The sequence below is a fragment of the Rhizobacter sp. P2_G4 genome (assembly GCF_056403575.1).
On sequence record NZ_JBFUFG010000014.1, the window covers coordinates 1 to 21,530 of the forward strand.

The following is a 21,530-nucleotide window of genomic DNA, read 5'->3' on the forward strand; positions in this document are numbered from 1 at the left end:
GCGTATTGATATACCGCACACGAAGCATATGGAATGGCTGACCTGGGAAAAGAGCGCGAGACTTATGTTTGAAGCAGTTGTAACGAAGTCGCCCTACCAACGACGACTTCCCAACGCGATAGTTAGGTTCAAAGGCAGTGACCGACGCCTGCAGACACAAATAGGTGTGCGAAAGAGCGGGACCATTCAAAGCACGGGGCGCGCTGGGTACTTGGTATATGGACCATACATTCCCGTTCCTTGTGGTGAATATAACGTGTCCATAAAAGGAAATTTACTGCAGGGGCGGCCTGAAGGCGTAGCCTTTGATATGGTGGCCCGTGGAGGTGAAATCTGTATTACGTCCATGAAACTCGGTGGATACGGCGAAAGGGATCGATTGTTCGACACGAATATTTCTATAAACGAACCACTCCGCGACGTGGAGATTCGAGTATGGCTCAATGAATCGACAAGGCTGGAGATATCGGAGATTCAACTGACACCTCTCCCACGATCGCTCGACACAGACAAGCAAGTTGCAGAGAGTATTGCAAAATCGAAAGACGTCGCTGCATTAACGAACTAGAAGGGGCTAGCAATAATGAATATGAAAACTGCAATCATCACCGGCGTCACCGGCCAAGACGGTGCGTATCTCACCGAACTTCTGCTGTCCAAGGGCTATCGCGTCTACGGCACTTTTAGGCGCACCAGTTCCATCAATTTCTGGCGCATGGAAGAGCGAGGGGTCAGCCAGCACCCCAATCTCCACTTGGTCGAGTTCGACCTCACCGATCTGAGCACCTGCATTCGTCTGCTGCAGACGAGCGGTGCCACGGAGATCTACAACTTGGCTGCGCAAAGCTTTGTCGGTGTCTCGTTTGAGCAGCCGATCACCACGGCCGAGATCACCGGCGTCGGTGCGGTGAACTTGCTGGAGGCCATTCGCATCGTGAACCCGAAGGTGCGCTTCTATCAAGCCAGCACCTCTGAGATGTTCGGCAAGGTGCAAGAAATTCCGCAGCTCGAAACCACGCCGTTTTATCCGCGCAGCCCCTATGGCGTGGCAAAACTCTATGCTCACTGGATGACGATCAACTACCGCGAGAGCTACGGTATTTTTGGTAGCAGCGGCATCTTGTTCAACCACGAGTCACCGCTGCGGGGCCGCGAGTTCGTCACGCGCAAGATCACAGACAGCATGGCCAAGATCAAGCTGGGCAAGCTTGAGGTGCTCGAGCTCGGCAATATGGATGCCAAGCGCGATTGGGGCTTTGCGCAGGAGTACGTGGAGGGAATGTGGCGCATGCTGCAGGCCGACAAGCCCGACACGTACGTACTGGCCACCAACCGCACGGAAACCGTACGCGACTTCGTCACGATGGCCGCCAAAGCGGCCGGGTTCGAGTTGGCGTTCAAAGGGTCGGCTGAGAACGAGGTGGGCGTGGACACGCGAACGGGCAAGACACTGGTGCGTGTGAACCCGAAGTTCTATCGCCCGGCTGAAGTGGAGTTGCTGATCGGAAACCCCGAAAAGGCAAAGCGCGAACTCGGCTGGGAACCGAAGACAACCCTCGAACAGCTTTGCCAGATGATGGTTGCAGCAGATTTGCAGCGCAACGAGGCGGGTAACTCGTTCTAGGATGACCAAGAGAGTCCTGATCACCGGCATCGACGGGTTCACCGGCCGTTATCTCGCCTCGGCCCTGGAGATGGCCGGTCACGAGGTTCATGGGCTTGTTCACCGCATGCCGGCTGGCGCCTCGCCCGGCGCGGCCACTCTGCATCAAGCCGACCTGGCCGACGCGCAACGGTTAGCGCAAATCGTTGGCGAGGTGCGGCCGCATTGGGTGGCCCACTTGGCTGCCATCGCGTTCGTGGCGCACGGCGATGTGGACGCCATGTACCGCGTCAATCTGCTTGGCACGCGCAACTTGCTGGAGGCCATGAGCCAGGCGCCGGTTTCCAACATCGAATCGGTGCTGATTGCCAGTAGCGCCAACGTCTACGGCAACTCGACGGAAGGGATGCTCGACGAAAACACGGCGCCCGCCCCCGCCAACGACTACGCAGTAAGCAAGCTGGCGATGGAGTACCTGGCACGGCTCTATGCTGGCCGCCTGCCTATCGTTGTCACGAGGCCCTTCAACTACACCGGAGTGGGGCAAGCGGAATCGTTTCTCATCCCGAAGATCGTGGCGCATGTTCGCCAGGGCGCCGCGGTCATCGAATTGGGCAATCTCGATGTCGCACGCGATTTCTCGGACGTGCGGATGGTGGTGCAGGCCTATGCCAGGCTGCTCGAAACGCCGGCGGCTATCGGGCAAACGTTGAATGTCTGCGCGGGCCGCGCCTACACGCTGAATGAAGTGCTCCAGATGGTCAAAGGCCTGTCTCATCGCGACATGAAGGTTCGCGTGAACCCCGCGTTCGTGAGAAAGAACGACGTCAAGGTTCTGCTGGGCAATCGCGCCAAGCTGGAAGCCTGCATCGGCGCGCTGGAGACCATCGACTTGACCGAAACGCTCAAGTGGATGATCGAAACAGACTGAGTGCCCGCTCGCGCGCTGGCCCCAAGAGCGAAGACAGATTCGGTTATAAGTCCAGGCTTAACCGAATCTGAGCCCGCATTGGGCGCACGACGATTTCATTGGAGCTGCAACCGATGGCCGCAGGGTCGAACAAGTCCGTACACATCCGCATTTCCGACACCGGATGGGTGCTGGAAACGCTGGCCCGCGAGATCGCACAGCGGCTGCCTTACGTCACCTATGACATCTATCCCCGAGCCGACGCAGACATTCAGTACTACATGACCTATGGCTGCCGCCAGCAGCGGGTATCTCCCATCGAGGTGGCCCTCTTCACACACAAAGAAGCGGTGCCCTCTGCAGCAGCAAAGTTTGACCAAGTGGCGGCCGAGGTGGATTACTGCATTGCCCAGTCGCCAGCAACGGAGCGCATTCTGAGGGGGGTTTCCAGCCAGCCGATCCAGACCATTTCACCAGGGGTCGACCTCGCGCGCTTCGAGCCGAAGCTGCGAATAGGGGTGGTCGGTCGCACTTATCACACCGGCCGCAAAGGCGAAGCGTTGATGCGCGAGGTGATCGACACACCGGGGATCGAATGGCACTTCACGGGGCCGGGTTGGCCTGGGCCGTCTCGCTTTGTCGCAGACGAAGACATGCCGGCGTTCTATCGATCGCTTGACTATGTGCTGGTGCCGGCGCTGATAGAGGGCGGCCCCATGTGCGTCCTGGAGGCTTTGGCCAGCGGCTGCAAGGTGATCGGCGCGCCAGTGGGCTGGGTGCCCGAGTTTCCGCACATCGGCTTCAAACTCGGCGACGCGGCCGATCTTCGCCGGGTGTTGACCGAACTCGTCGACGAGAAACAGGCCCTGCGCCGCAGCGTCTCGGCATATACGTGGGATGCCTGGGCGGCTCGGCACCACGAGCTCTTCACGCGACTTTTGGGCGTCGACCCGATGACACAAGCTGCGGCCGACAGCGGCGCTGAAAGCACGCAGACGCAACAGGAGGTAGGCGCGCTCCGCGTTGCGGTTGCTGTCCATGGCCTCGAATCGACGACCCTCGGAGGGCCGACGGTGCGTGCTCCGAGAACGGCAGTGGCGCTGCAGAGGCTGGGCGTGGCGGCGCAATTCAAATCGAATGCCGGTTTCGAGCCCAGCGATTTCGACGTGGTGCATGTGCTCAACGTCTGGCACCCCGATCAATGCGAATCGCTGCTCAGGCAAATTGAAAAGCACGATCGCCCTTCCGTCCTGTCACCCATCTTCTTGGACCTGACGGAGCGGCGCTTTTTCGACGCCAAGCTGCCCGAGATCTTTTTACGTGCCACGGGCGGAGCAGCGCTTGAACCAGCCCTCGCGCAGTTTCGAGAAGAGCTGCTTGCGGCAAAGCAACTGGCCGGCGACGCTCGCGAGCACGCTGCAGGCTACTTTGGCACCGTACGGAGGCTCGCGACCTATCCCGATCATCTGATTCTGCTGAGCCGCCACGAGCAAGAGCTTCTGCGACAGATCGGCGTGGAGCACCCGTCGACCAGCATCGTGAAGAACCCGGTCGAAAGCGCCGTCTTCGCCGACGCCGACCCGAAGCTGTTCAAGCAAACATACGGCGTTAGCGACTACGTGTTGTGCGTGGGCCGGATCGAATCCCGCAAGAACCAGGCGATGCTGGCCTATGCCCTTCGAGACACGGGGCTGCAGTTGGTGTTCATCGGCCACGAGTCGGACTCGGCCTATGCCACTGCGGTTCGCAGGTGGGCTGCGCCGAACACGGTGTTTGTGGGCCGAGTGGAGCCGGCCAGTGCGATGCTCGCTTCTGCGTTTGCTGGGGCAAGGGTGTTTTGCCTGCCGAGCTGGTCGGAAGGGGCGCCGCTGGTGGCGCTGGAGGCTGCCGCCGCCGGCTGCAACATGGTTCTGAGCAACAGGTCATCGGAGCAGGAGTATTTTGGCGACCTGGCGCGCTACGCCGACCCGGCGGACCCGGCTGATTTACGCTCGAAGATCATGGCAGCGTTTGACGAAGGCCGCCCGGTCGAGCGGACTGAGCAGCTGAAACGCCTCATGCTCGAAGAGCACAGCTGGGAAGCTTATGCACGCGCCACAGCGCAGGCCTACCAGTGCGCACAGAAGCGTCGCGCAGCAAACAGGCTGAAGCTGCGGCAGGTTGCGCAGAGCGCGCGGCGCATCTACATCGACTTGACCACGCTTGCCCATCACGACGGCCCGCCCACGGGTATTGCGCGTGTCGAAGACAGGCTGGCCTATGAAATCGCCAAATACTCACACGTCGATGTTCGCTACGTGATCTGGAACTCCCCGCATAGACGATTCATCGAGGTGGATGGCAACGAGGTGCACTCGGGCCAATTGAAGGAGCTACGCGGGGATATCGGTGCAGGCGTGTTCAGAAACGCTGCAGAGATGACGCCATACGCCGAGATCGACTTCCGGCCGGGCGACACGTTGCTCAACTTTGGCAGCGCCTGGATGCGCAACGCCAAATACCTTGCCGACTTGGCAACCGTCAAGCGCGCAACTGGCGTCACGCTGCTGTTCGCGATCTACGACGTGATACAGCACAACCTCCAGATGACGATGTATTCGTCAGGCTCGGGCGCAGAGTTCTCACGCAGCTGCAAGCGCTTGATCGGGATTGCGGACGGTTTGCTGACGTGCTCCCAACGCAGCGCGGCAGACATCAGGGCGCTTTGCGAGGAATCGAACATTCCGCTGCCACCCATCACCGTCATCCGGCTTGGCGATGAGGCAGACAGTGTCGATCCGAATGCGCTTCTGCAAGAAAGCTTGCTGAAGCGGCTGGGCAACGGCACGCCGTTTGTTCTATACGTCAGCACATTCGATGCACGCAAGAACCACCAGATGCTGCTTGAGGTGTGGAGAAGCCTCATTGCGAAGCATTCGACGGCCATGCCCATCCTCGTGCTGGTAGGCCGCCTGGGATGGCGAGGCGATGAGGCACTTGCCTACCTGGCCTCGGACAGAGTGCTTCAAACCAGAGTGCTCCACCTTGAAGGCGTCAACGACCCCACCCTGGAATGGCTCTACCAGAACTGCCAATACACGGTCTATCCATCGTTGTACGAAGGGTGGGGGCTGCCCGTTGCCGAAAGCCTGCGCCACGGCAAGTTATGCATTGCCTCTGATGGCGGTTCGCTCGCCGAAGTAGCACCGGGTTTTGCGGAATATCTGCACCCCCGAGATTTCATGGGATGGCAGCGCGCCATTGAACGGTACTGCTTCTCGCCAGCGCTCCTCGCAGCCCGGACAGCGCATGCAGCTACCTACCAACCAGCCAAATGGTCTCGCACTGCCGAGGTTGTGATCGAAGCCAGCGACGCCTATCGGTCAGTCGATCGTTTGCCCTCGATAAGCCTCGATGAAGCTTTCGAGTTGCGGGAAGACAGCTCCCGGCCCCACCACGCCTTGTCGGAATACTTGCTGGGTGGCTGGAGCCACCCCGAACAGGACGGCACCTGGACCGTGGGGACGAAGGCCGGTATCGGTTTTCAACTCACTGAGGCACCGCCTGAATGGCTGGCCATCAAAGTCACTGCGTCTGGATACGCCCCTCAGGGACCGATCGATGTTGTCGTCACGGCAAACGACACCAAAGTTGCCAGCTGGAAGCTCGACTCGGATGTTGCGGAGCGGGTAGCGCGAGTGCCAGCATCGGTGTTCGGTCCATCGCGTCTACTGAGACTGAACTTCCACATTGCCAATCCGAGGAGCCCCGCCGAGGCAGGGTCACCTGATTCGCGCCTGCTCGGCATGTGCTTCAGGTCGCTGGTGCTGGAGCGCCTGGTCGAGCTGCCACTGGACCAATGGAATGACATTTCCTCCGGCGCACCCGGCGACAGTTGGAGCGTGCATTCCCCCGATGCCTTCGGCAATAGCTGCTACCTCGCTTTCGATGTCGTTCCCCTGGCGACGTCAAGGCTCGAACTGAAGGTCAATGGTCGCGTGCATTCAACGCTCGTTGTCAGGCACGGTGTCGTCGGCCCCGTGGTACGCCGCATCGCGCTATCGGACATCGCGGAGCCTGGCGAGGATGTCGCCGCGTTGTCGATCGGCGTCGTTCAAGGTACAGCGCCCGTCGTGAAGCGGCTGGGTTTGTTCAGCCGCCCGCCTCAAGCCGCGCTCAAGCTGGCCATGGCTCCCCTTGATCATCGTGGAGCAGGCTTGTCTGCGAACACCACACACGCGCCATTTGCTGGGCTGCCTGCACCCTTGGCCTTCGGAGCTACTCTGAGGATAGGCAGCACAGCGATACGGCACAGCACGGCTGGTGGCTGGCACGCGCCTGGCAACGCCGGCACCTGGACAAATGGCAAACCTGCGTCGGTTTATGCGAAGGTTGAGATGCCTGCACCGCACCGACTCAGAGTGGCTGTGGAATACGAAAGCTACTTGCCGTTGCGTGAGGCTCGGGCCTCGTTCTACATCGCGATCGGCAAGGCACCGATTGCTTTGCTGAACGATGAAGAGACTGGCGTCTCGACGGGCCAAAGCCCCCGCCGGTACGAGATCGTGCTGGACTGCGCGGATGTCACCGATGACGACGGGGTTCTCGCGGTGACTCTTTGGTCGACCGGCTCGCTCTCGCCGGCCGACATTGGAGATAGCGCGGATGCACGGCCGCTGAGCTTGTTCGTTCGCTCCATCGAACTGAATGCTGTTGAACAGCGCACCGGCGTTGAAGAACCCAGCATCGCTGCTCAGGGGGAAGCTGGGCTCAGCGGCTCCGGCGAGACGATGGAGATGCAGGCGGCACCCAACTGCTCATGACCGACGCGGGGCTTCCCCGCTGGAGCATTGCAGGGTGACCGCCAAGCCATTGAGACCGACGCTCCGGTCCGACGACCAGCCGGTATCTTCTCCTGCGCCTGCCTCCATGACCTGAGGCTGAACAGCGCCGGCGCTCCCTCAGCCCAGACGGCTGCGCACACGTGCAAGGTCTTCATGCAAGGCGGCTGCATCGAGCTGGCAAATGCCACCATTCAATGCTGTTCTATCGAGGCATCGGTCACGACGACGCACCGAGGTGCCTGTATAACGCTCACTGGTTCGCAAGCAGCTAGGCAAACGGAGACGACGGAAACGACCGATCCGCATGCCCTGTCTATCAAGCTTCATGGCATAGACCTGAGGCATTCGGTGAAACGTCCGAGTGAGCAGGGGGCGGTCGAGCGCGAAACGGCTCTTCAACTGTCTACCTACCGCTGCAACTTATGGGGTAACAGCGATGGCAGATGCCTTTCTGATATCACGCCGTCAGCTCCTCAAACTGGCGGCGGCCGTTGGCGGGAGCGGCCTACCGCTCTCCGATGTGTTTGCCGATGCGTCCCCATCGGCGCTTGTCAAACGCGTCGTCAAGGCACCAGCGAACACATACTTCACGTACCCGCACTCCAACGGATTCTTGGCGGACGGGAGTTGTGTGTTGGCGGCCCCGACCTCAGGTGGCGAGAAGGGTGCGCTGGACTACATCCGATTTGACATCGAGACCGGGGCTGCATCACTGATCACGAGTGTGCAAGACGCACGCATGTACTACGCAGTCGCGGCCAATGGCTTGTTGTTGTTCAACAGGCCGCACGGTGTCAGCGTCGTCGATGTCAGCCGCAAAAATCAAGCGCCTCGCGAAATCCTGTCGTCTGCAGACACTTACCTGGACGACTGCGAGATATCCACGAACGGACGGTCCGCACTCGTGACACGCGCACTGGCAAGCAACGACAGCGCAAGCTCGGCGAGCCGCCGACGTCACAGCCTGGACCTGATCAACCTTGAATCGGGAACGGCCAAAACCTTGATCACGGCCGATTGGGTACTCGATCACGCGCACTTCTCACCGTTTGATCCGTCGTGGATCTGCTACGCCTGTGGCGAGCCCAAGCGGTACAAAAGGCTGTGGACATGGCATGCCACCCAGGCGCCAAACGGAAAGCCGCTCTTCAAACAGATCGAGGAGAACGGAACGAAGTTTGACGTCGGCCATGAGCGGGCGATGTTCAACAAAGCGGCCCTGGTGGTCGTTGCGTACGGGACGGAGAGTGATGCGAGACCGTGCGGCCTGTATGAGGTCGGGTTTGACGGCACCGTCCGCCTGATCAGTGAATCGAACCGAGACTTCCATTGCAACATCAGCCGCGATGGCCGCTGGGCAGTGGTGTCGTTGCAAGGCGCCTTCGACCATCTGGACAGCACCGCAGAGTCGAACTGGCGCACTCAGGGAGGCATGTATGGCTTCAGCGATGTGATGGTGGTGAACATGTCGAATGGCAAACGGCAGTTTCTGTACCGTGCGACGAACTCCAGAAGCGGGCAACCATACGAAGTTCAGCCCACAATCAGTCCAGACGGACGCTGGGTTTTGTTGAAGGACGCCAGCGAGAAACGCGTCATTGCCATTGAAATGGATCTGTCGAAGCTGCAAAGCTTCTTGGGTTGATGACAAGAGAGGTGCGCATGGGCATGTTGATGGATGGTCAGCTTTGCGAACATGTTGGACTGGCAGACTCCCAGAAAATGCTGGCACGAAAGCCCAAGTGGGTCGCCGGCAACATCTCCCCCTTCGATCAGCCTTTGTTGATTGGCCTGACGAAGGTTCTCCAACCTAAGAAGGTGGTGGAGATCGGCGTGGCCAGTGGGTGGAGCGGATGCCTCTTCATTGACGCCCTCTCGCAATGCCGCCCGGATGCGCAGTACTTGGGCATCGATTGCTCCAAGACCTACTATCTGGATGCTTCGCGCAACACTGGTGCGGCGATCGGCGAACTTTTTCCCGTGCTGCCGATAGACAGCCAACTATTGCTTGGCAACATGGCTGTCGACTGCCTTGAACAAGTCGGGGCGGGGGTCGACCTGGCATTCATAGACGGAGATCACCTCCACCCGTGGGCGTTGCTTGATCTCCTGTCTCTGATGCCCGTGCTGGCGCCTTCGGCGCACGTGCTGATGCACGACCTCAGCCTGTCGACTTTCGAACGGCACCGACACACCAATCGCGGCCCGAAGTACCTCTACGAGTGCTGGCCCCTGGCGAAGATTCATTCGTCACAGGATCCGCCGATGATTGGAGCGATCCAGATGCCGGAGAAGATCGACGATGCACTTCTTCGACTACTGCTTGATACCTTGTACGCCCCTTGGGAGACGGTCATCGAGGAAAGAGTTCTTTCCAGTCTCTCGAGGGTCTTGAAGGAGCATCTCCCGCAGCACTGGAGCAGCCAGTTCGACACGGCGATGAGTCAACTGAATGCTCGAGCCAAGTTGGATCGCATGGCGAAGGCGGGTGGAAATCGCGACCAGTTGATGCGCCGCCATCTGGCGGCGATCAAGCGGATGAGCGATCCGAGGCAGGCGCTGGAACACATGCTGATCGCCGAGCAGTTGTTTTCCGGCTCACCGGAGGTGCTACACGAACTGAGCGTGTTGCTGTACAAAACGGAGAAACTGGACGAGGCATTGCAAGCCTCGGCGCGTTGCATTGCGCTGAATGCCGACAACCCTCATTTCCAGTCGTTTCACGGCGTGCTCCTGCATCACGCAGGCGATCTCACGAGCGCAGAGTTCCATTTGAGCAACGCAGTCAGGAGCCGAGGAGATATTGAGGTCTTCAGGCGCCGTCTCGCGGATCTACAACATTCGATGCTCGTCGCCGCCAACGACACCAGCGGGCCGAGCGCACAACCACTGCGTTAAGACCTGAACGCGAGCATGCGCGGGCCGGGCGGGTCTGCGACCAGATGGCGCATCTCAGACGTAATACGCTTGGTACCAAGCGACGAATTTTTCGAGGCCGGCCCTGACCGAGGTCGTGGGGCGAAATTGAACCCACTTCTCAAGGGCCGAGACATCGGCATAGGTGGCGGGTACATCGCCGTCTTGCATCGGAAGGAAGTGCCGTTCTGCTTTTCTTCCCAGGCACTCTTCCAAAATGTTGATGAACTCCAACAACGGAACGGGCGAGCTGCTTCCGATGTTGAAAATCTTGGCTGGCACTGTGGATCCCATGCTGGCGCCTGGCGAGGCGACGGTGGTTGAACTTGCTTCGGGAGGTCGATCCAGAACACGCACAACACCCTCGACAACGTCGTCCACATAAGTAAAGTCGCGCGCCATGTCCCCGTGATTGAAGACGTTGATGGGCCGTCCTGCCAAGATTGCCTTTGCGAAACTGAAGTAAGCCATATCGGGCCGTCCCCAGGGTCCGTACACGGTGAAGAAGCGCAACCCTGTGCAGGGAATGCCATAGAGATGGCTGTAGCTGTGGGCCATCAGCTCATTCGCCTTCTTGGTAGCCGCATAGAGGCTGACAGGTTGATCGACGGGGTCGATCTCGGCGAAAGGCATCTTGGTGTTGCCGCCGTAAACGCTTGAACTGCTAGCGTAGACGAGGTGGTGCACTCCGCCGTGACGACACATCTCGAGCACGTTGACGAAGCCTGACAGATTACTGCTGGCGAATGCTCTCGGATGGCTGATGGAGTAACGAACGCCGGCTTGCGCGGCCAAGTGAACGACGCCTTGGAACTGTTCTTTGGGGAGTGCTTCGGTCAGCGAATCGAAGTCCGTGATGTCAAGTTGCAGGAACCGGAAATTGGAAAGTTTGACCAGCCTTGCCAGCCGGTCTCGCTTCAGTTGCGGATCGTAGTAGTCGTTCAGATTGTCGAGGCCAATCACTTCGTCGCCACGCGCCAGCAAACGCTCGCAGACGTGCATGCCGAGGAAGCCCGCAGCTCCAGTCACAAGAAACTTCATGCCAGCCGCCATTTCGTCAGGCCGTAAGCCACATCTGTACTGAAGTGCATTGGGTCAACATTCCATTCGATTTGTAGGGCGCTAGTGATAAACCTTCAGCGCCGACACAGAGCGGGACCGATGCCTTAGAGGGTTCGCAAGAAGCGATCCCATTTGGGCAGTATTTCTTGAGACAGATATCGAGCGGAGACCGGCTCTCCCGTCTCGATGAGTTGCCGCCTCCGCAGCGCCTGTTCGGGCTCGATGACGCAGGTGATTGCCTTCACCAGTTCGGTGGCCGAATAGGGATTGAAGTACTCGGCCGCTTCGGCGTACACCTCTCGATGGACAGGTATGTCCGATGCCACCACGACGCCACCACACCGCATTGCCTCCACTCCGGCATAGCCGAAGCCTTCGGCAACGCTTGGGCACACCGTCGTGAGTGCATGTCGATAAAGCACGCGCAGCTCTTCAGCAGGCACGCCGGACAGGAGAAGGACGTCACCGCGCTGCACCCACAGTTTCATGCGCTCCAGGATGTGTTCATGATCCCACCCGAGCGAACCGACTAGAACGAGCTTGAGCTGTGGGTGCGACTCGCGCTTCAACTGCTCCCAGGCTTCAATCAGAAGCGCATGGTTCTTGCGCGGCTCCAGGGTCGACACCATGAGAAGGTAGTCAACCCCACGCTGATGTCCAATTGCTTCTTCAAAGACCGCTGCCTCAGCCATCGGAGCAACATGGGCCGCAGGATTCAGCCGCTTGGCAAGAATCTCCGGCACCCGTCCGGGCGAAGATTCTTCCAGGAAATAGTGGTGTGAAAGCATGCACGGGATGGTGACTGCCCGGCTCTCCACTTCCGGGAACACCGCGATCAGGTCGCGGCGCGTGGCGTCGGAGCAGCAAGCGAAATAGGCACCACTGGCAACGTTGCGACGCAAGGCTTGATAGTGCAAAGCCTGATGACGCGCTTTGTGAATGATGGTGTGCGGCATCATCAGCGGTACAGCGTCGAAGTAGCGAACGACCAGCTTTGTTCCGAGTGCCACGGTAGCGGGATAAGGCGTCAGCGCGAGCATCACATCGACGCCGTGCGTATCGAGCCGAGGGTAGATGGCTTTGCCCATCTTTGCGGTGGCCAAACCGCACATGTGCATCAGGCCATATGGCACGCGTGCCACCCGGTATGTGGCGCTCGTGACTTGCTCAAAGTCCTCGATGGGCAATGTCTTGGCAAACTGGCTGCGCCAGACAAAGTCTTTGAAGTGTTCGGCGTCGAACCACGTGAGTTTCTCGCGCAGCCTCAGCGCGCCTCGTAGCAGCAACCCACTTAGCGCAAGGATTTTCGTCAAGCGGCTCACAACCCGGCGCAGAAAGCTGCGGGCAGCCGCAGGCGGTTGGAGAGAGATCACGACACGAGAGAGACGATCGATGCGCTCGTGATCTGGCAAGGCGCCGCCTCGCAAAGTGGGCTCAGGAAGACCTGCGTTCAAGAACTTGTCGCTGCTTTGGATCAGGCCTTGCACCTCAGTACCGGCGAGCTGACCCAAGCCACGAAATAGCAGACGTGCTTCTTGCGGTATGCCTGCATGGCCTTCAAGCGCCGGGCGCAGTTCGATGAGTAGTTTCAAGAGCTGGTCGCGCAGATGTACGTGCAGCGCACGTGTTCAGACGGTGGCCGATTCGTAGAAGGCGTAGGCCTCGTCGACGCTGGGAAACGTGTGAATCTTGCCGTTGTGCAACACGCAAGCACTCTCGCAGTGGCGGCGAATCTCATTTGGGTCGTGCGACACAAGGATGAAGGATCGGTCTTTGCGTTTGACGAAAAGTTCTGTGTGGCAACGCTCGTGGAAGCGGGAGTCGCCCACGACCATCGTTTCATCAATCAAGAAGCAATCGAACTCGACCGCCATCGAAAGAGCGAACGCGAGACGAGTCGACATACCCATTGAATAGTGGGAAACGGGTTCCCTGAGATACACGCCAAGCTCAGTGAACTCTTCTACGAAAGCAACCTTGGGTCGATAGTCGACTCCATATATTCGGCAAACAAACTTGAGATTGTCCAAACCAGTCAAGTGAGGCTGGAAAGCGCCGCCAAAGGCCAAGGGCCACGACACATTCATGCCGCGGACGATACGTCCGGACGTCGGGTGTTCGGCCCCACTCAGAATGCGGATCAACGTGGACTTGCCGGCACCGTTGCGACCAAGAATGCCGATGTTTCGGCCACGCTCCAGCTTCAGATTGACCCGGTCGAGGATGGTTCGCTGACCGTGCCGCGTGCGATACGTCTTAGAGACATTTTCGATGGAGATCATGGCGGCTCCACACGACGACCTGCGTCTCGCACGAGCACCAAGCCGATCAAGGTCATGCACAGGCATACCAACGCCATGTAGCCTGTGTTGTAGTGAGTTCGAACCGTATCGCCAAAGAAGCCCTCACGAACCATTTCCACTCCGTGAACCATGGGCAACATGAGGACAACTTCCTGCGCAGGTGGCGGCAACCATTCCACCATGAACGCAGCACCTGAGAGGGGGAATAGAAGGTAAGACGTGGGATGCCAGATTCGGTCGACGAGTTCCGAATAGGCGGTGGCTGCTCCCAGCAGCATTCCCAGCGATGCACCGAACCATGCCAGCATCAGCCAACCTTCGATAACCTGAAGAATGTCGACGGGAGGCGAAATGAAGTCGAAGCCGATGAAGAAGAGCGACAACAACGTGAAGGAGGCCGTTGTCCCCGCCAACTCCAGAATGATGCGGGTGATGAATACATCAATCACTTGCACATTGCGGTGATACAGCAGATTGAAATTCTGGTGAATGGCACTGTTGCATTTGCTGGCAGTATTGCGCCACATCAGCACCGACGAATAGCCCGTGATCGCGAAAGCAACGATGGGGAGACTGGACCCATGGTTCATGCCCGCCGCAGTCCACAACGCCGACACGCCAAGCGTGAAAGTAGCGGGCTCCACGATCAGCCACAGAACGCCCAGATTCTCGCGCCCGTAGCGCGTGATGACTTCTCGCATCAGGAGCGCACGGATCACGCGCCATTGAACGCGCAATGAGGCCAAGAAGGTTGTAGAAACTTGCTCCATGGCGAGTCGGCTCAGTCAACGTGCTCTCGGACGCTGGCCACGACCAAGCTGACCACGCCCCAAAAAATCAAGCCCAGGAGCAGCACTGTGAAGACGTTGCGAATTCGACGTGGTTCGAGCGCTTTGTCTGGCAGGTTTGGTTGCACCAGTCTTTCCAGATAAAGCTGTTTGCGCTGTGCCTCGTTGCGAGCCGTCTCCAGCGAAGCCAGCGCCGTGGCCAGCTGGCGCTCGGCGAACACCTTCTCCAGTTGAAGTCGGTCAAATGCCGTCGACTTGCTGGTGAACGACCCGTCGGCGCCAGCCACCTTGGAGGACTCTGCCGCAATGGTCCTACGCAGGGACTCGATGCGACTCTTCAGTGACGGAATCTGAGGATTGTCAGGTGACAACTTCTGCACCTGGTTCAGTTGCGCCTCTGCGGCCAGCAGTTCTTCCTGCAGCTTGGCCACCCCCTGCAGCTGGAGTGCTGACTGTCGGTCGGGATCGAACACCGACTGACGAGTTCGGTAGCCCGACAAGCCCACCGCAGCGGCCTTGGCGCGTTCTTCTGCGTTTTGTACTTCTCTTTGCGCGACCTGAATCAGATCTTGCCGACTGCGGTCGTTCAAATTATTGACGAGCCGCTCACCCATTTTCAGCAGCAGGTCATTGATATTGCGCGAATCTTCGGCCGTGTACGCGCGCACATAGAGCGTGGTGATCGATGACACCGTGTCGTAGTCGACGCTCACGTATTTGCGGTAGTGCTTGTAAAAGGCCTCGAAGCTGTCGTCGGGGCTAGGGCCGGGGAAGCGGTTGAACCAGTCGACGTTCTGCGATTCGAACGCTTTGCGAATCTGCAACTGCTTGTCCAACTCGTGCAGCGCGTCGCGAGACAGCACGTAGTCGTGCACAGAGTAGGTGTCGTCCTGCGATCGTGCAAAGCCGGTACCCTGCAACAGCGAGCCCAGTCCGCCCGCGACAGACTGTCGTTGGGGGTTACGCACCACGAAGCGGGACTCGGAGATGTAGACGTCTGACGCGATCACGCCGAAATAGAGACAGGCCACCGCCGTCGGTAGCAGTACGGTGATGACAAAGATGGTGTTGAACCGGCGCTTCAGCCGAAGCCACAGGCGGGGGCGAGCGTCACCCAACGCCGTGGAAGAAGATTCTGCTGTCATTTCAAAAAACTGATCCTGTCTTGTCAAATTGGCAGCCGGTCGAGCATGGCCTGTCGATCCGGCCGAGCCAGCAGCTGCGCATAGAGGTCGGTCGTGCTGCCAACCATCGTGTCCGCAGTGAAGATGCGTTCGTAGCGGGCCCGCGCGCCTTGGCCGAGCTGGGACGCAAAGGGTCTGTCGGCACTGATTCTATTGACTGCTTCCAGTAGCGCTTCCACGTCATCCACCGGGATGTTGAGCCCGGTCGCACCCGCTTGGTTTATCCACGACGCTGCAGCTCCTTCGACGTGGGTCGAAATAACGGGCTTGCCCATCGCCATGGCTTCCAGCATGACCACGCCATAAGCCTCGGCTCGCTGCGTGGACGTCATGCAGAACATGCTCGCGGCGGCGAAGTAGGCGCTAAGTTCATGCGCCGGAATGCGCCCAACGAAATGGATGCGATCCGAAAGGAATCGCCGATTCACCTCGGCTCGATAGGTACTGAGCAGTTCGCCCTCACCGCCGACGATGATCACGCAGTGTGAGGGAAGCGATGCTGCAGCCTCGATAAGAAGGTCATACCCCTTGTAATAAGTCATGCGGCCCAAAGCGAACACGATGTCTCGGCCACCGAAGCGTTCTTGAATGCGCTGCACCACTTCTGGCCGCGCGGAGCCGCCATTGTCACTGATGCCGATGGGGATCACGGTGATCTTGCTCTGCCATGGCTGCAGACACGGCGACGACTGAGCGTAGGGTTCAGAGGTCGCAACGATGGCGTCTGCCCGGCCAAGCAGCCATTGCTGCAGCGGGCGGTACAGGCGCATCGTCCGGCGCTGGCGAACCACGTCGCTGTGCCAATGCACGACCAGTTTTGCCGATGGACGTGCCACCCACAGGGCCAGTGCCGCCATGGGGTCAGGCATGTGGACGTGGATCACGTCGTAAGCAGGCGCCAGGCGTCGAACGTGGGCGATCAACCCTGGAGACAAAGAAGTCGACAGCAACTTGCCCCACGAGCCAGAACGCGTGACCTGGACGCCTTCTTCGCTGACGCTGCGGCGAGTCCACGGCTCGGTACCGGCACACAACACGTCGACCGTCACGCCGAGACGGCGCATGCCTCTGACCAGTTCGAGCACCACGGTCTCGATGCCACCTGTCACGGGTGCATAGAACTTGGTGAGCTGAAGAATCTTCATGCGTCAGTGAGCAAGGAAGCCATGGCTGGTCTCACATTTTCCAGCAGCACCAAGGCGGCACCGTCCCAGTTGAGGGCCTGTGCGCGCCGGGCACCGTGCTCCCTCAGCTGTTGTCGCAACGCGGGTTCGTCAAAGAGCCGCATCATCGCCTCGGCGATGGCGTGCGGCTTCGAAGGATCGAAATAGAGAACCGCGTCGCCGCACACCTCCGGGATCGCTGCCGCGTTCGACGCCGCCACCGGGCAGTCGCAGGCCATTGCCTCCAACGGAGGCAAGCCAAAGCCCTCGTAGATGGACGGGAACACGAGGGCAAGCGCCGATTGGTACAACGCTTTCAGCTCAGCATCGGATACGGGACCGGCGCGGACCAAGCCAGCCACGTTGGCTGGCGCGCCTTCAGCCGCAAAGACCCCGCTGTTAGCCCCACCGACGATGACGAGTTGCGCGTCGCAACGGGACGGCAGCGCCGCAAAAGCGTTCAGCAATGACATGAAGTTCTTGATTGGATTGGAACTGCCCACGGCCACGAAATACGAGCCGGGCTGCAGGCCCAGACGCTGAAGCACGGCATTGTCGGCGCTGACAGCTCTCATGTGTTCGCCACCACCCGAAGTAACCGCCACCCGTCCTGAAGGCAGGCCCAGATGCTCCCGCAGCCGGGACTTTGAAAAAGCGGACGGGGTCAGCAACACGGAAGCGTTACGCGCAAGGCGACGAAACACAAAGCGGTACCAAGCTCTGAAAAGCCGCGTGTGAACTCCAGGGAAGTCGAACACGGCAGCATCGTGAAGCATGCAGATCTGATGGCGTTTGAGCAAAGGCGCCGGCCCGGCCAGATTGATCAGCAGCTGACCCCGCGCGGCAAAGGGCAACTGCACCTGCTCCCAGAAATGCAAGCCCGCTGCACGATGTCCGATCTCCAGAACCTCGATTCGGCGCAGCGCGGGGAGCGACGCTCCAGGCGGACACAACAATACCCATCGCACCTCGTCCAAACCAGAAACGGTCGGCAGCAATCGGTCAAACGCCTCAACGATGCAGCCCGCAGCACGTTGAACTCCCGTGACTCGCTGTGCCGCGAACTTGCCATTGATGAAGACCGTTGTCATGCGCTGACGCATGCGCGCGCGGCCTTGTTACCTTCGAACATGCGCTGGGTTCCAGGGCACCGCAGATTCGGCACGGATAATGCTGGCTGACCGTCTACGGCTTCCCATGCAGTTTTTCATACTCAGTTTTCTCACGTCTTGCATTGTCAGCCTGCTGGTGGTGCGTTCAGCGAACGCGCACGCCAGAATCTCGGCGGACCGCAATCTCACCGGACCACAAAAATTCCACGCACGCCCTGTCCCACGCGTCGGCGGGGTCGGCATTTTCATGGGATTGCTGATCGGCATTGTGTGGGCAGACGCATTCAAGATGCCGATGACACCGACGTTGTGGCTCCTGTTGCTGACCGCCATGCCGGCCTTCCTTTCGGGCCTAGCTGAAGACCTGGCCCGCAACGTTGCCCCCCGCTGGAGGCTTTGGTTCATAGCGGGCTCGTCTGGCCTCGGGATCTGGCTGCTGGATGCCGTCATCATTCGCACCGACATCCCCGGCCTGGACACGCTGATCCAGTGGTACCCGGCGGCAGTCGGCTTCACCGTGCTTGCCGTCACCGGCCTTTCGAATGCCATCAACATCATCGACGGGTTCAACGGGCTTGCGTCGATGTGCGCGCTGTTCATGCTCCTTGCCGTAGCGTACGTTTCATACCAAGTGGGTGACGTTGCGATGTTCAGCGCCGCAGTCATCGTTGCAGGTGCTGCACTGGGATTCTTCGTTTGGAATTTCCCCGCAGGCCTGATTTTCCTGGGAGATGGTGGAGCCTATCTGCTGGGATTTCTGCTGGGTGAACTGTGCATCATGATCGTCCACCGCAATGAGAGGGTGTCGCCGATGTTCCCGCTCCTGCTGTGTGCCTACCCAGTCTTCGAAACGGTCTTCACCATGTACCGCCGAAAGTTCGTGAGAGGCGTGGCGACGGGTGCGCCAGATGGTATTCACCTGCACACCCTGATCCACCGCCGCCTGATTCGCTGGACGCTGCAAGACAGTCCCAAGCGCCGAAGGCTGACACGTCGCAACTCCATGACGTCACCTTACCTCTGGGTGCTGTGCCTGATGACCATCATTCCGAGCCTTCTTTGGTGGGACAGCACGCCCGCCCTGCTCTCGTTCATGCTGGTCTTCATTCTTCTGTACGTCTGGCTGTACTCACGCATCGTGCGCTTCAAGACCCCTCGTTGGATGGTCTTCAGGCGGACACGCTAGAAGCGTATTCATGCACGAAGCGCCGCAGCAGCTTGCGGCAATCTGCTGGTGAAGTTGAACCATTCACTGTTTGGAGCCATGACAACAAGTCGCCGAGCCATTCTTCGCTCACCGGCTCACGCAACTGGGCGATGCGCAATCTAGGGTGAGCCGACGCCAGCGTGTCATCCGCATCAGCCAGCAGCTCCTCATAAAGCTTCTCACCCGGCCGAAGCCCGCTGAAAACAATCGCGATCTCGGCATCGCGATGCCCTGACATCCGGATCAGATCCCGCGCCAGGTCCACGATCTTCACCGGCTCGCCCATGTCGAGCACATACACCTGCCCCGATTCGGCCAGCGCTGCCGCTTGGAGCACCAGCCGTGCGGCTTCCGGGATGGTCATGAAGTAGCGCGTGATGTCGGGGTGCGTCACCGTCACTGGCCCGCCCTTGGCGATCTGTTCCTTGAACTTGGGGATCACGCTGCCGCTGGAGCCGAGTACGTTGCCGAAGCGCACTGCCGCGAAGGTGGTGCAGTGGCCTTGCGTGGACAGGTGCGACAGCAGCATCTCGGCAGCGCGCTTGCTGGCGCCCATGACATTGGTCGGGTTCACGGCCTTGTCGGTCGAGATCATCACAAAGCGCTCGGCGCCTGCGCGCGCCGCGGCGTTGGCTGCGTGCCAGGTGCCCAGCGTGTTGTTCTGTAGCGCCATCCAGGCGTTCTCGTCTTCCATCAACGGCACGTGCTTGTAGGCGGCGGCATGGAAGACCAGATGCGGCCGATACGTGTTGCAGGCATGGCTGATCTGCTCGAGGCTCTTCACGTCGCCGATCAGGCGGACCAGCGGCAGGTGGGCATGCAGCTCGGTCAGCTGCTGCTCAATCTGGTACAGCGCGAACTCGCTCAGTTCGAACAGCACCATGCGGGCCGGGCCGTAGCGTGCCAGCTGTCGGCACAGCTCCGAGCCAATCGACCCGCCAGCGCCCGTCACCAGTACCGTCTTGCCCGAGACCAGCTCGGCGATGCCCTGCTCGTCGAGCTTCACGGGCTCGCGGCCCAGCAGGTCTTCCGGTTCGATGCTGCGCACCCGCTCGATGTGAGCGGTGCCATCTTGCAGCTCGCTGACCGAAGGCACCGTCAGCACGGGCAGGCCGGTGGTCGAAGCCAGGTCAACGGCCTTGCGGCGTTGCGCCGCGGTCGCACCCGGCAAGGCCACGATCACGTGGGTGGCGCCGGCATGCACGTCGGAGCGCGTCACGTCGGCCAGCGTGCCCAGCACCTCGACGCCGCCGATGCGGGCGCGTTGTTTGACCGGGTCATCGTCGAGCAGGCCCATCACGATCCAGCCTTGCTGGTGGATGGTGGCGAGCAGGCGCTTGGCCGCCTCGCCGGCGCCCATCACGATGGCGCGGCGCACCTCGGCGTCGCTGCCGGTGATACGCGACCGTGCATGCTCATAAAGCATGCGATAGGCAGTGCGCACGCCGCACAAGCCCATCAGCGTGATGAACGGGTGCAAGGCCAGCACGGCGCGCGGCACCTCGGCCAAGCGCGCCATCGAGACGACGATGGCGCACAGCGCGCCGGCACACAGGCACGCGACCGTAAGGCGCTTGATTTCGTCAAAGCCCGAGAAGCGCCACATGCCCCGGGGGATGCCACCGATCACGAAGGCGATCAGGTACACCGCCACCACGCCGAGCATCACCCAGGCGTCGTAATGCGGCCGGGCGCTGAGCGAGCGCTCGAAGCCAAGGCGGAACAGGTAGGTGATGTTCCAGCACAGCATGATCACGATGCCGTCGATGGCCAGCGACAACGGTTGCCGGCGCGGGCGCACACGCGCCAGCAACCGGTCGAGGCGATGCCACACGCTGGGTGCGCTGTGGGGAGCGTCGCTCATCTCCGGCCCCACCAGATCAGTCGCATGGTCTTCAGGATCAGCTGCATGTCGAAGCGCAGCGATGCATGGTCGACGTAGTGCGCAGCGAGGACCAGCTTGGCCGGCATCACCACGTTGACGTACTCGCGCTCCGGGTCGGCAGCGCGCGCAAGCAGATCGTTCTCGTCGCGGTATTCGATCGAGGCAACATCCGTGATGCCGGGGCGCACGCTGAGCACCTTGTCGCGAAGCGTCTGCGGATACATCGCCACATAACGCGGCACCTCGGGCCGGGGGCCGACAAGGCTCATGCTTCCGAGCAGCACGTCAATCAACTGCGGCAGTTCGTCAAACTTGCTGCGGCGCAGGAAGGCCCCTGCTCGCGTGATGCGCGTATCAGCCCCCACGGTGAGCAGCGAGCCCGCGCCTCCATGCGTCATGGTCCTGAACTTGTGGATGCGAAACGGCACGCCAAAGCGCCCCACCCGCTCCTGACGGAAGAACACCGGCCCAGGCGAATCGAGCTTGATCCAGGCTGCCACGGCCAGCATCAGAGGTGACAGCAGCAGCAAACCGGCCAGCGACAGCAGCAGGTCGAACAGCCGCTTGGCCATCG

At 60.2% G+C, this 21,530-nt stretch carries 15 protein-coding genes and 1 pseudogene; 7 read left to right on the forward strand and 9 right to left on the reverse strand.

Annotation, left to right across the window (positions count from 1 at the left end; translation table 11 throughout):
- The 6 genes and pseudogenes from AC1DYS_RS28995 to AC1DYS_RS29020 all read left to right on the forward strand — a co-directional run.
- Positions 1-568, forward strand: a pseudogene (locus tag AC1DYS_RS28995) (hypothetical protein); the annotation flags it as partial.
- Between the two features lie 21 nt (positions 569-589).
- Positions 590-1,624, forward strand: coding sequence for a GDP-mannose 4,6-dehydratase (gene gmd / locus AC1DYS_RS29000; protein ID WP_477905010.1), 1,035 nt, complete (start codon positions 590-592; stop codon positions 1,622-1,624).
- Position 1,625: 1 nt separating this feature from the next.
- On the forward strand, positions 1,626-2,534 hold the full coding sequence (locus tag AC1DYS_RS29005) for a GDP-mannose 4,6-dehydratase (RefSeq protein WP_477905012.1): 909 nt from the start codon (positions 1,626-1,628) through the stop codon (positions 2,532-2,534).
- A gap of 98 nt (positions 2,535-2,632) precedes the next feature.
- The gene (locus tag AC1DYS_RS29010; RefSeq protein WP_477905014.1) at positions 2,633-7,315 is read left to right on the forward strand and encodes a glycosyltransferase; all 4,683 of its coding nucleotides are present in this window, start codon (positions 2,633-2,635) and stop codon (positions 7,313-7,315) included.
- A gap of 457 nt (positions 7,316-7,772) precedes the next feature.
- Positions 7,773-8,981: a TolB-like translocation protein gene (locus AC1DYS_RS29015; RefSeq protein WP_477905016.1), complete on the forward strand. Its 1,209-nt coding sequence runs from the start codon at positions 7,773-7,775 to the stop codon at positions 8,979-8,981.
- A 17-nt stretch (positions 8,982-8,998) separates the two neighbouring features.
- Positions 8,999-10,234 (forward strand): class I SAM-dependent methyltransferase, encoded by a 1,236-nt coding sequence (locus tag AC1DYS_RS29020; RefSeq protein WP_477905018.1) that lies wholly within the window; start codon positions 8,999-9,001, stop codon positions 10,232-10,234.
- 54 nt (positions 10,235-10,288) lie between these two features.
- Here AC1DYS_RS29020 and AC1DYS_RS29025 read toward each other — a convergent pair whose 3' ends face one another.
- From AC1DYS_RS29025 to AC1DYS_RS29055, 7 genes are all read right to left on the reverse strand, one after another.
- The gene (locus AC1DYS_RS29025) at positions 10,289-11,293 is read right to left on the reverse strand and encodes an NAD-dependent epimerase (protein WP_477905020.1); all 1,005 of its coding nucleotides are present in this window, start codon (positions 11,291-11,293) and stop codon (positions 10,289-10,291) included.
- Between the two features lie 125 nt (positions 11,294-11,418).
- On the reverse strand, positions 11,419-12,906 hold the full coding sequence (locus tag AC1DYS_RS29030) for a glycosyltransferase family 4 protein (protein ID WP_477905022.1): 1,488 nt from the start codon (positions 12,904-12,906) through the stop codon (positions 11,419-11,421).
- A gap of 36 nt (positions 12,907-12,942) precedes the next feature.
- Positions 12,943-13,596: an ABC transporter ATP-binding protein gene (locus tag AC1DYS_RS29035; RefSeq protein ID WP_477905024.1), complete on the reverse strand. Its 654-nt coding sequence runs from the start codon at positions 13,594-13,596 to the stop codon at positions 12,943-12,945.
- Complete coding sequence (locus AC1DYS_RS29040) at positions 13,593-14,387, reverse strand: ABC transporter permease (protein ID WP_477905026.1); 795 nt, start codon at positions 14,385-14,387, stop codon at positions 13,593-13,595. The genes AC1DYS_RS29035 and AC1DYS_RS29040 overlap by 4 nt, the downstream gene beginning before the upstream one ends.
- 11 nt (positions 14,388-14,398) lie before the next feature.
- Positions 14,399-15,550, reverse strand: coding sequence for a KpsE/RkpR family capsule polysaccharide export protein (locus AC1DYS_RS29045; protein ID WP_477905028.1), 1,152 nt, complete (start codon positions 15,548-15,550; stop codon positions 14,399-14,401).
- 23 nt (positions 15,551-15,573) lie between these two features.
- Positions 15,574-16,734 carry a glycosyltransferase gene (locus AC1DYS_RS29050; protein WP_477905030.1) on the reverse strand — a complete coding sequence of 387 codons (1,161 nt, stop codon included), beginning with the start codon at positions 16,732-16,734 and terminating at the stop codon, positions 15,574-15,576.
- Positions 16,731-17,843 carry a glycosyltransferase family 4 protein gene (locus tag AC1DYS_RS29055; protein ID WP_477905033.1) on the reverse strand — a complete coding sequence of 371 codons (1,113 nt, stop codon included), beginning with the start codon at positions 17,841-17,843 and terminating at the stop codon, positions 16,731-16,733. The genes AC1DYS_RS29050 and AC1DYS_RS29055 overlap by 4 nt, the downstream gene beginning before the upstream one ends.
- Before the next feature lie 106 nt (positions 17,844-17,949).
- On the opposite strand from AC1DYS_RS29055, the gene AC1DYS_RS29060 reads away from it, so the two are divergent.
- Complete coding sequence (locus AC1DYS_RS29060; RefSeq protein WP_477905035.1) at positions 17,950-19,050, forward strand: MraY family glycosyltransferase; 1,101 nt, start codon at positions 17,950-17,952, stop codon at positions 19,048-19,050.
- On the opposite strand, the gene AC1DYS_RS29065 is transcribed toward AC1DYS_RS29060, so the two are convergent.
- Positions 19,034-20,935, reverse strand: coding sequence for a polysaccharide biosynthesis protein (locus tag AC1DYS_RS29065; RefSeq protein ID WP_477905036.1), 1,902 nt, complete (start codon positions 20,933-20,935; stop codon positions 19,034-19,036). The genes AC1DYS_RS29060 and AC1DYS_RS29065 overlap by 17 nt on opposite strands.
- On the reverse strand, positions 20,932-21,528 hold the full coding sequence (locus AC1DYS_RS29070) for a sugar transferase (protein ID WP_477905038.1): 597 nt from the start codon (positions 21,526-21,528) through the stop codon (positions 20,932-20,934). The genes AC1DYS_RS29065 and AC1DYS_RS29070 overlap by 4 nt, the downstream gene beginning before the upstream one ends.
- Positions 21,529-21,530: the final 2 nt, after the last annotated feature.

Excerpts from the sequence above, each read along its gene's own strand:
- AC1DYS_RS29060 (WP_477905035.1), top strand. The coding sequence starts at position 17,950 with ATGCAGTTTTTCATACTCAGTTTTCTCACGTCTTGCATTGTCAGCCTG.
- AC1DYS_RS29040 (WP_477905026.1), bottom strand. The coding sequence starts at position 14,387 with ATGGAGCAAGTTTCTACAACCTTCTTGGCCTCATTGCGCGTTCAATGG.
- AC1DYS_RS29045 (WP_477905028.1), bottom strand. The coding sequence starts at position 15,550 with ATGACAGCAGAATCTTCTTCCACGGCGTTGGGTGACGCTCGCCCCCGC.
- AC1DYS_RS29025 (WP_477905020.1), bottom strand. The coding sequence starts at position 11,293 with ATGAAGTTTCTTGTGACTGGAGCTGCGGGCTTCCTCGGCATGCACGTC.
- gmd (WP_477905010.1), top strand. The coding sequence starts at position 590 with ATGAAAACTGCAATCATCACCGGCGTCACCGGCCAAGACGGTGCGTAT.
- AC1DYS_RS29070 (WP_477905038.1), bottom strand. The coding sequence starts at position 21,528 with ATGGCCAAGCGGCTGTTCGACCTGCTGCTGTCGCTGGCCGGTTTGCTG.
- AC1DYS_RS29015 (WP_477905016.1), top strand. The coding sequence starts at position 7,773 with ATGGCAGATGCCTTTCTGATATCACGCCGTCAGCTCCTCAAACTGGCG.
- AC1DYS_RS29035 (WP_477905024.1), bottom strand. The coding sequence starts at position 13,596 with ATGATCTCCATCGAAAATGTCTCTAAGACGTATCGCACGCGGCACGGT.
- AC1DYS_RS29050 (WP_477905030.1), bottom strand. The coding sequence starts at position 16,734 with ATGAAGATTCTTCAGCTCACCAAGTTCTATGCACCCGTGACAGGTGGC.
- AC1DYS_RS29065 (WP_477905036.1), bottom strand. The coding sequence starts at position 20,935 with ATGAGCGACGCTCCCCACAGCGCACCCAGCGTGTGGCATCGCCTCGAC.
- AC1DYS_RS29055 (WP_477905033.1), bottom strand. The coding sequence starts at position 17,843 with ATGACAACGGTCTTCATCAATGGCAAGTTCGCGGCACAGCGAGTCACG.
- AC1DYS_RS29005 (WP_477905012.1), top strand. The coding sequence starts at position 1,626 with ATGACCAAGAGAGTCCTGATCACCGGCATCGACGGGTTCACCGGCCGT.
- AC1DYS_RS29020 (WP_477905018.1), top strand. The coding sequence starts at position 8,999 with ATGGGCATGTTGATGGATGGTCAGCTTTGCGAACATGTTGGACTGGCA.